This window comes from Methylobacterium sp. E-046, from assembly GCF_022829625.1.
In the GTDB taxonomy this organism is placed as follows: Bacteria; Pseudomonadota; Alphaproteobacteria; order Rhizobiales; family Beijerinckiaceae; genus Methylobacterium; species Methylobacterium longum.
The window spans coordinates 20,809-30,642 of sequence record NZ_JAKSYP010000253.1 but is presented as its reverse complement, the minus strand read 5'-3'; the positions used below and the strand labels follow the sequence as shown (position 1 = coordinate 30,642).

Annotated in this window: 11 protein-coding genes; all 11 read left to right on the top strand. The window is 66.8% G+C overall.

The window, feature by feature from the left end; all coding sequences use genetic code 11:
* On the top strand, positions 1-261 hold a 261-nt coding region (locus MKK82_RS28265; RefSeq protein ID WP_243987558.1), incomplete at its 5' end, for a transposase.
* A 239-nt stretch (positions 262-500) separates the two neighbouring features.
* A complete protein-coding gene (locus tag MKK82_RS34300; RefSeq protein WP_313902126.1) occupies positions 501-923 on the top strand; it encodes a DUF6074 family protein in 423 nt (140 codons plus the stop codon).
* Positions 920-1,339, top strand: a complete 420-nt coding sequence (locus MKK82_RS28255) for a hypothetical protein (RefSeq protein ID WP_243987556.1) — start codon at positions 920-922, stop codon at positions 1,337-1,339. Before MKK82_RS34300 ends, MKK82_RS28255 begins: the two co-directional genes overlap by 4 nt.
* A gap of 1,181 nt (positions 1,340-2,520) precedes the next feature.
* On the top strand, positions 2,521-3,057 hold the full coding sequence (locus tag MKK82_RS28250; protein WP_243987554.1) for a hypothetical protein: 537 nt from the start codon (positions 2,521-2,523) through the stop codon (positions 3,055-3,057).
* Between the two features lie 43 nt (positions 3,058-3,100).
* Positions 3,101-3,499, top strand: coding sequence for a hypothetical protein (locus MKK82_RS28245; RefSeq protein WP_243987552.1), 399 nt, complete (start codon positions 3,101-3,103; stop codon positions 3,497-3,499).
* Between the two features lie 84 nt (positions 3,500-3,583).
* Positions 3,584-4,003, top strand: a complete 420-nt coding sequence (locus MKK82_RS28240) for a hypothetical protein (protein WP_243987550.1) — start codon at positions 3,584-3,586, stop codon at positions 4,001-4,003.
* On the top strand, positions 4,000-5,394 hold the full coding sequence (locus MKK82_RS28235; protein ID WP_243987548.1) for a S49 family peptidase: 1,395 nt from the start codon (positions 4,000-4,002) through the stop codon (positions 5,392-5,394). Before MKK82_RS28240 ends, MKK82_RS28235 begins: the two co-directional genes overlap by 4 nt.
* Before the next feature lie 8 nt (positions 5,395-5,402).
* Positions 5,403-6,044: a hypothetical protein gene (locus MKK82_RS28230; protein ID WP_243987547.1), complete on the top strand. Its 642-nt coding sequence runs from the start codon at positions 5,403-5,405 to the stop codon at positions 6,042-6,044.
* A gap of 172 nt (positions 6,045-6,216) precedes the next feature.
* Positions 6,217-6,543 (top strand): hypothetical protein, encoded by a 327-nt coding sequence (locus MKK82_RS28225; RefSeq protein ID WP_243987545.1) that lies wholly within the window; start codon positions 6,217-6,219, stop codon positions 6,541-6,543.
* A 45-nt stretch (positions 6,544-6,588) separates the two neighbouring features.
* Positions 6,589-9,414, top strand: a complete 2,826-nt coding sequence (locus tag MKK82_RS28220; RefSeq protein WP_243987543.1) for a phage tail tape measure protein — start codon at positions 6,589-6,591, stop codon at positions 9,412-9,414.
* The gene (locus MKK82_RS28215; protein WP_243987541.1) at positions 9,414-9,713 is read left to right on the top strand and encodes a hypothetical protein; all 300 of its coding nucleotides are present in this window, start codon (positions 9,414-9,416) and stop codon (positions 9,711-9,713) included. Before MKK82_RS28220 ends, MKK82_RS28215 begins: the two co-directional genes overlap by 1 nt.
* Positions 9,714-9,834: the final 121 nt, after the last annotated feature.

Below are 9,834 nucleotides of genomic sequence, written 5' to 3'. Positions count from 1 at the left end.
ATGGATAATCTCGGTAGCCACAAGGGACCGGCCGTGCGCGCGGCCATCGAAGCGACCGGCGCGGAGTTGCTGTTCCTCCCGCCCTACTCGCCGGACTTCAACCCGATCGAGATGGCCTTCTCCAAGCTCAAGGCGCTGCTGTGCAGGGCCGCCGAGCGCACCGTTGAAGGGCTATGGTCGGCCATCGGACAGCTCATCGACACTGTCACCCCAGACGAGTGCGCTAACTTCTTCGCCGCGGCAGGATACGACCCAGATTAAACCGAAAACGCTCTAGAGCATCTTTGCGAGACAGAAATCGACTGTATCGAGGCAGCCGCGCTCTACGCCCTAACCGAGCACGAGGAATGGCGCAAAGCAGGAATCGATTGGCTCCGGCCCTTCCGCGAGACTTGGTTTCAGGACTGGCGCGATAGCCGTCCCCGTTACCGTGCATTCGCCCGCCGGACGGTGAAGATGTTCGCTCTCCCGCAATGGCTTGGTGAAGCAGGAGGAGCCACGTGAATGACCTCCCGGACCTGCCCCTCTTCAGTGGCACGCCAGCCGCTGAACCGCCGCCGCAAAAGCGGCGGCGCCCCCGGCAGCGTAGTCTCGTGGCAGAGTTGGTGCCGACCCACGTCGCGCCGGAGCCCACTCCTGAGGGCACTGCAGTCCTCTTGCCGTTCCCAGCCAGCAGGGATGTTCGCCTCATCGCCGAGCTCGCTGAGGCATTTATCGGCCTTCGCGAGAAGCACGGTCGCCGGTGCCGGGCCATGCTGCTGGACAAGCGTTTCCGGCCGATCGGCGTTCGCCTCCGCAAGATGGGCATGTCGGCCGACGCGATCCATGACGAGCTTGCCCAGCTGGAGAAGGCTGTTGCGCGGGTAGTTTGGAACGCTGACGGGCGGCCGTCCTACAGTTCGGGTGGAGGGTCAGCGGCTTGAACATGCATGCCAGCAGACCACCGCGATCGGCTGCACGCGACGCCATCGAGCCGCCTGACCTTGATCCGCTGAGCGGACATGACCGTGTCGCGAGCGCTGCAGATCCGTCGAGCGGCAAAAGCGCAGCCCGCAACGTCTTCCTGTGGCTTCGTCAGATTGCTCGTGATCCGGAGCTTCCACCGCTTGGCTACCGCCTCGCGATCGAGATCAGCCAATGTGTAGACCGCCGAAAGGGCTATGCGCACCCCTCGCATGGCTGGCTCGCCAGTGAGCTCGATGTGAGCCGGCGCGGCGTCCAGATGGCGCTGAAGTCGCTGCAAGACCGCGGGCACCTCGACGTGACTGTCAGCCGGGGGGCCGGGCACGCGAACCGCTACCGTCTACGGCTTCTCCGACCGGTTCGGGAGGCTGCGTGAGACCGCCTGCCTTTCCCCGGTTTGTTCGCGCCACAAATGCGCACTCCAGGCTTCGCATTTGTGGGCCTATAAATGCGAACGTCTTTTGCGCATTTGTCGCTTCCCGAAATGCGAAGAAGCTTCTTCGCATGGGGTGCGCAGTAGCTTGTGCGCATCAAATGCGAAGCAGCTTGTGCGCACTATCCAGGATTATACCAGGACCTATCCAGGATATTATAAGCGAGACCCATCCAAAGTTCTGGCACTTCCTGAGCGTCCGGCGGTCGGCGCCCCAAGGCGACCGATCCGACCGGCGCGCATCCAGGTTGTCAGGTGTCGGTTCAGACAGAACCAGAACCCTGCAAGACGAGCACACCCTCCGGACCTTGCCAGCAGATCCGCCATGCACGCGCGGGACCGCTCGCGGCCCCATGAGGGGCACGCGGTCCCGACGCCCCGTCACCCTCGCGGCTGGACGATGTCACGCTGGCGGCCGGAGATGTCACAGCTACAGGCAGAACCTGTCACGCACGATGTCACGGGGACACGGTGGGACGTCACGCTGATGTCCCCACGTGTCCCGCGCGTCCCAACACCTACGATCGACGTCGAGCTCTCCTTGACCGCGAGCGCTTTGGCTCGCTGTCGCTTGTGGGATCCTCGGTGCTGGCCAGCCACGCCAGAACACGGCCAGCGTACGTCTGCTGCAGCACCTCAGGCGACGGTGCCGACGCTAGAAGTGCCTGGATCTCGGTCCGTAGATCATTCTCGTCTACGTCTGGCATGGTCGCTCCAGCAATCGAGCCCAACTCCGGCGCGCGAGATCAGTTCTGGCGCAGCTTGCCACTTCGATCGGTGCGGTCCGGGGCGAGACGTCCAGGCCGCCCGGCAGGAGAGCTCGGCTCAAGTCACCACACCAAAGATGGCCTCCAGGGCGCTCCGCTCAGCTTGGCCACCTCACCGCGCCGGGAGCAGAGACGGCCGCTACGGGCCCGCTCTGCGAATCCCATGAGGATGCCAGACGCCGGGCGGCCATCAGCCACCCGGCGGCCTCAAGGGACCGTATGGCCACGCTGAGGGTCCGGCCCGCGCCGCAGTCCGACTATCGACCGTATCTGGTCTCGGCCAAATTCAAGTTGGGTTGGGTCAAAAAACGCTCAAGTTATTGATTTTCCAGGGGTCAGCTTCCGAATGAGGTGGTGATGAGCGAGTGGGAGAGCATCGTCGTCGAGGGTGACAGGTGGGTCAGCCCGACCGAGATTGGAGACTGGCTTGCGATGACGGCTGAGCGGGTCCGTCAGCTTGCCGTCGACGGCGTGTTCCGCCGGCAGGAGGGGACCTACCCCCACCGTGAGTGCGTCCTTCGATACCTTGCCTGGCGCGCCGCCGATCGACGGGACGCAACTCAGACGGCCGGGGATAGCCGGATCCGAGATCTCCGTGCCGACGAGATCGCCTTGCGCCTGGAGCGAGAGAGCGGCGCTTTGATCGCCGAGGCGCGGGCGGAGGCGCTCGCGATCGTCGACGAGTTCGCCGGTCCGCTGCGGTCGGACATGATGAGCATCCCGCCCCGGGTCACGAAGGACCTCGCGCTCCGCCAAGCCATGGAACGCGAGATCGAGGCGGCCTTCGGCGCCGCCTCGAAGCGTGCGGACGCGGCCGGATCTCCCGATCTCGGACGTAGCACGCCGCCCAACCGTGCCGCTCGACGGGCCGCCCGCCATGCCGGCCCCCGCTAAGTCGGCGCCCCCGGCGCGCGGGCATTCTGCCGACACGCAGACGTTGACGGTTCCGGACGTCGCCACCCGCGCTTCTCGGATCCGAGCGGCCGAGAGTGCCGGATCAGCGTCACGGAAGCTTGAACTGATCGCCCAGCTCGGCAGCCTTCAGCGCATCGTCACACAGCAGCGAGAACAGCTGGCCGCCGATGAGAAGGTGCTGGCGGCACTGTTCGAGGAGTTGGAGGCGATCGAGCGGGACGATCAGGCTCGGGCGCGGGCCTTGGCCCCGTCGCCCGGCCTGTTTGCGACGTTGGGCGAGGCCTGTGCGATGGCTCGCTGCAACGAGGCGACGATGCGCAAGAAGCTTCGAGCGAACCAGCATCTCGGCTGGAAGGTGAATCGCCGCTGGAAAATTTCAAGGCCAGAGCTGATTGCCCACCTCGCCGCGCTTGACGGCTGATCCGTCGGAAATTGACGGTCCGCGCGACTGCCGTGCTGGAAATTGACGGATGGCAGCGCGCCCGGGGTGGGGCACCGTCCGCTTATGGACACAGCCTCCCCCGACCCCCTCGACGCGATCTGGCCGCCGGAGCAGCGCGCCGCTGCTCGCGAGCGGTGCCGCCTCAACGGACGGCAGGTTGGGCTGGACCAGTTGGCCAGCGTGCCCGCCTCGATGGCGGACGAGGCGTTCCGCCAGGACTACGCCGACACGATCGGCGAAAACTGGGCCCGAGCGCACGACGAGTTTCAGCACCGTGTCGGTGAGATACTGCGAGCCCCGGAGGCGGTCGGCCGCGAGCCTCTGGCCCGCCAACTAGCATTCCAGACGAAGCACTCGGCCCTGGCCGCGATCCTGATCCTTCGCAGCGCGGGAACCGACGTGGCCACCCTCCCGGTTGGCGGCGAGCGCCGCGAGCGCCTCGCCGCGATGCGCCGGGTCGCCACCATGGAGGCTTCCGCGTGATCGTCCCTCACCGGATCGCTGGCCAGTTCTACAATCGGCCCCTGTTGCTCACGCCCACCGCGGCGGACACGATCAGCAACTTCCTCATCTCGCGTGGATCCGCAGCTGCTGCAGCGGACATGCGCCGGGGCGGCGGTGGCGATGACGACGCGCGCGAGACGCGGGTGCTGTTCGAGCCCACCCGGGGCGCAGACGGCACCACCACCGTCCACTCCCCAAGCGCCTCACGCTTCTACGGCGAGACGCCGCTGTCCGAGGACGGCACCCGCCGCCCGCTGCCCTTCCGGCGCACGGCCGAGGGTGTGGCGATCCTGACCCTGGTGGGCGAGTGGGTGAACCGCGGCGGGTACATCGGGGCGAGCTCGGGCGTCATCAGCTACGAGGGCTTCAAATTCCAGATTGAGCAGGCCGTGCGGGATCCCCGCACCAAGGCGGTGCTGCTGGACATGGAGAGCCCCGGCGGCGAGGCGGTGGGCGCCTTCGAGGCGGCCGCCACCGTGCGGGCCGCAGCGGCGGTGAAGCCAGTCTGGGCACTGGTCAACGGCCTGTGTGCCAGCGCGGCGTACGCGATCGCCAGTGCCGCCACCCGCATCGTGTCGATCCCAACGGGCATCAGCGGGTCGATCGGCGTGGTGCTGGCCCACTTCGACTACAGCGAGATGCTGGTGAAGGAAGGCATCAAGCCGACCTTCATCCACGCCGGCGCCCGCAAGGTGGACGCCAACCCCTACCAAGCCCTGCCCGAGGCCGTGCGTGAGCGCCTGCAGGGCGAGGTGGACGACTTCTACGCGATGTTCGTCCAGACGGTCGCCGCCGGCCGCACCGGCCTCACCGAGAAGGCGATCAAGGCCACCGAGGCCGCGACATTCATGGGTGCCGAAGCTCAGCGGCTCGGGCTCGTCGATGCGCTGCAGACCTTCGAGGATGTCCTCGGCGAACTTTCCGCGGGCGACACCAACGCTTTGCGTATCCGGCCCGGCGTGAAGCCCGCTGCGGCCGCCGTTCGATCCTCTTCCGAACCGGTGGCTGCCGCCGCCCCACTTCTCATGGAGATCAACGTGACCGAGGCCGACGCCGAACAGATCCGCGCCACCGAACGCCATCGCTTCCGCAGCATCCTGAGTTCACCCGAGGCCAAGGGTCGGGAAGCTCAGGCTAACGAGCTCGCCTTCGGCACCAACCTCTCGGCCGAGACCGCGGTCGCGATCCTGGCAGCAGCCCCGCGGGCCAACGGCGACTTCGCCGCGTTTGAGGCCAGCATGGCCGGCCGCAAGGAGCTGGCCCTGGACCCGACCGAGCCGAAGGCCGCCGGTGGCAATGAAACGGTCGACTGGGCGGCCGTCGCCGCCGAGCAGAACGCCAAGGCCGGTCTGAAGGTGCCGGGGCGATGATCCGGGCGGTGAAGCACCTCTTCGAGATGGCGCTCCGCGAGGATGCGACCATGGCCGAGTTAGCGCCTTCCCTGCCGGCGTCCGAGGCCGAACTGGCCGCTGCGGAGGCGGCCCGGGCGGTCGCCGAAGAAGCTTATCGCGGTGCGTTGTTGTCAGTCGATGCGGCAGGTCAGCAGCAGCTCGACGACGCCCGGCGCGAAGCGGCCAGGCGTGTCGAGCGTACGACGGCACTGGTGGACACGCTGCGCCAGCGTCTGTCGGACGCGCAGGCGCGGGAGGCTGAAGCTGCCCGGGTCGAGAGGTACGAGGCGGCGCGTCAACAGGCTGATGATGCGGCCGCTGCGCTTGCTGAGATGTACCCCCAACTCGCGCAGGCCTTGGTCGATCTCCTCAAAGGGGTGATGCAGGCCGAGGTCGAAGTCCTCGCGGTCAACGAGGATCTTCCGAAAAATGCGCCACGTCTCACGATGATTGAGAGAAGGATCAGGGATACGCCGACCGGCGGATGGCTGCCTCCGCTCGGGGAAGCACTGTCTCTGCCCGCTCTACGTGCAGGAAAACCTTGGTTCTATAAGCCGCTGGAGCGTCCGTGGCAGGCAACGACTAAGCCAGCCGATGTTCTCCAACGCATCGGCCAGCGGGTAACCTGAACACTATTGCCGTGGCGCCTCTAGCGCCCGGCCCATTCTTCGGGGCGTAGCCAAGAGGGTCCCGGCGCCGATCCGCTAACGGCAGCGCACCACCGGGCCCCGTAGGTCAGCAACCGGTCATGGTGCGCGAGGCGCCAACTTTAGCAATTGCCTTCGGAGATTTGGAATATCCATGAAAGGTGTTCACCTTGCTTTCAAGTATCGACATACTGCGGGCAGCATGAGCTTGAACGGCCGTGTTGCTTGGCCGGAGACGCTCGACGTGGCTGGATCGACCACCAATAAGGCGCTGGCGAACCACGAGCCCGAGACCGGACTAGGCACGTGCTGGCCGACGATTGAAGTCAGCGCCGGCGTTGACGCGTTCGTAGCGGTCGCGCCGTCGCCTGACGCCGTGGGCGGTCCGCGGATCTTCGTGGCGGCCGGACAAACCCGTGGGGTGTTCTGTTCCGTCGGCGACAAGGTCGCCTGGGCTCCCGTACCGCAGGCGACAAGCTGATCCGCGGCCCCGCCGCCCATCCCTCCCGTTGGCCCGAGGGTCTAGATGTCCAACCTCACCAGTACCCTCACGCTTCAGCTGAAGGATGACGGCCTCGCCGCAAAGGCGAAGGCCGACGCGGAGGCGCTGAAGAAGCTCGGCGCGTCCGGGGCGGATCTGAAGAAGCTCGGCGCCGCTGGCGCTGAATTGACGAAAAAGCTCGATGGCCTCGCCGCCAGTGGCGCCAAGCTCGATGCGTTCCGCTCCGGCAGTCGGAACCTCAAGGATCTCAGCACGGCGATGCGCAGCGCGCGCGCCGATGTGGCGGCCACCTCGGCCGCAATGCTCAAGGCCGATACCAAAACTGCGAAGAGCGCCCAGCGCGCGCACTCGGCCGCCCTCAAGCGTGAGGAGGCGGCAACCGCCGCATTCGTGGAGCAGGGCCGCGCCGTGCGCGACCTGCGCAAGGAGCTGCTGGCCAGCGGCGTCGGCCGGGCCGGCCGCGGCCTCGCCATCGGCGAAGCGATGCGCCAAGTGCAGGTGCAGACCGAGGCCGCCAACGAGCAGCTTCATCGGCAAGTCCGCCTGATTGGGAACGCCACCCAGGTGGCGGCCAAGCACCAGCGTGTTGTCGCACCGAGCCTCGCAGCTGGCATGGGCGGGGCTGGCCGCGCGCAGCTGGGTGACATCGAGGCGCGCCGTCGCGTCTCGGACGGCATGAGCCGGCCGGCGCGCGCCCGGGCGGCCGAGGATGCGGCCGAGGCCGAGGCCCGTGCACAGACGCAGGCCAACCGGCGCCTGGAAGCGCGGGAGGCCCGGAAACAGATCGCCGGCGCCGGCCTGCTCTACGCCGGCCACAAAGCGGCCGAGCGCAAGGCCGAGATGCTGCACACGTACCGCGAGTTCGATGACCTCTCCCGCTACCAGGGCGCGGTCGCGGACCTGTCCGAGGACGAGCGCAAGAGCCGGATCAAGCAAGCCCTACACCTGGGCGGTGAGACCCGGTTCAACGACCTGCAGGTGCTGCACGCGCAGCTGGATCTGGCCCAGCGCGGCGTGAAGAAGGACTTCATCGAGCCGTTCGTGGGCGAGGTGGTGAATTACGCCCAGGCGATGAACACGGATCTGGGCAGCGCGGCCAAGACGCTCGAAGGCATCCTGTTCCAAACCAACCAGAACGTGGAGGATCCAGCGAGCGCCGTTAAGACCATGCGCCGCCAAGTCGATCTGGCCGTTAAGATGTCTAAAATCGGCGGCCTCAACGATGAGGACGTGAGCCAAGCCTTCAAGTTCGGTGGGTCAGCTGGATCTGGCGCTGGACTATCCAATGAGACCATGGCCACCGTGTTCGCCCTGCTGCGGCGTAGCGGGTACGCGGGTGCCGAGGCCGGCGTGGCCCAGCGTGCGATCGCCAGCAAGCTGGTGTCGCCCACATCCAAGGGCCTGGGCGCGCTCGACGCTATGGGCATCCGATGGGAGGACTACACGAAGCTCAAGCGCGGTGGGTCGGCCGATCTGGCCGACAACGCCATGCAGCGCAGCTTCGGCCGCAAGCTATCTGCCAAGCAAAAGGCCCGGTTTGCAGGCCTGTTTGCTGACGAGGACACTTTCGGGGATGAGGGCAAGTTCATAACGGCCGCCACGGATATCGTGTCCGGTGATTTTGGCAAGGTGGCCAAGGGCAAGAACAAGGGCAAGCTTAAGGCCCAGGACGTCAATAAGATCGCAAAGACCTTTTCCAACCTTCGCCGAATGATGATCGAGAGCGTGGACGCGGAAGGACTTCTCGACGCGATCCTTTCCCACGATCCGACGCTTGCGCAAGCGAACGCCTGGGGCACGGACAAGCACGGCGGCAAAATCCTTGCACTCGCCCGGAAGTACAAGGAGTTCAAGGAGTACCAAGAGCAGCTGCGCCACACCCGTGATGGCTTTGCCGAGGATATCGGTCGGAAGCGCAACGCCGGCTACGCTGGCGCGGCGGCTCGGCTCGAAGGCTCTCAGAAGAACCTCGATAGCTCCATTGGCCAGTCACTGGACAACGGGGGCGAGGGCAACGGCGGGTTCCTGACCGGGATCACTGAGATTGCGGCCTCCACGGTCCAGTCGATTGCCGAGCTGCCCAAACCACTGATCGCGGTCGGTGCCGCGGCGGCTTGGCTCGGCGGAAAGATCAGCACCCTGGCGGGCGGCCTGCTGGTGACCGGCACCGCCGCAGGTGTCGGAAGCGCCATTGGCGCCGGCAAGGGGGCAGCGGTGGCAGCTGCGGCCGGCACGGCGGCGGCGACGGCTGCGGTACCGGCTGCCATCGCCGCCGGGGGGTTGGCCGCCAGCAAGGCCGCCCTGGATACGGTCAAGAACAAGGACTTCGCGGACACCTACCTCGACAACGAGATGCTCGGTGCCGATCCCGCCGGCTACGCCTTCGGCGCAGCCATCGTGCATGCACCCGAACTCGCGGCACGCCAGGAGGCGCTGAAGCGCCGCGCCATCCCGAGCATGCTTGGAGGCGGCGCTATGCGGGGTGCCATGCCCGGGATCGGTACCGCCGGCGCGAGCTTCGGCCTGGGTGGGGCTCAGTCGGGCAGCGCCAGCGCGGTGCCGGCCGGGCCCATCTTCGACACGGCGAAGGTGGACGAGTTCACCGCGAAGCTGAGCGAGGCCCAGCAGAAGGCGCAGCAGCTGGGCACCACCACCGCTACACCGCAGATCGGAACCGGCCCGGTGGACAACCTGCTCGCCAAGATTGGTCAGGCCATCAGCCTGTTGGCCCAAATGGGGTCAGCTGCGGCCGCCGCGGACGCTGGTTTCAGTGGGGCGGCCGGCCGGCTTCAAGGCCGGTCCAGCGCCTCGTTCAGCGATGGCGTCACACCGGGCCGGGGAGCGGAGTGATGTCGGACAGCACCAATGCCGATAGGATTGACGCGTTGGAGCGACACGCGGCTGTCGTGTCGGAAGGCCTCGTCCAGGCGTGCGACCACATCAGGGCGCTATCCATCGTCGTCACAACCCTGCTGGCGGCAGTGAACGAGCCCGAGCGTGCCGATATCCGCGCCGTGGCGCTCGCAAGCCATGGTGATGCGCCAGAGGAGGCGCGGCTTCGTCCATTGATCGAGGCTATCACGCTGGATCCGACCGCTCATCCTGGCATCGGCGCCGCGCTGGCGGCCATGTCGAACCGGATCCAGTGAAGCTACGGCGCTACTGACCGCTGCCACCTTGGGTCTGCGGCACCTGCGCCGTGGGTGCTCCAGCATCACCACCCGGGTTCGGGCTCGCTTCCCTCGCAGGCGATCGCGTCGAACCGATCAC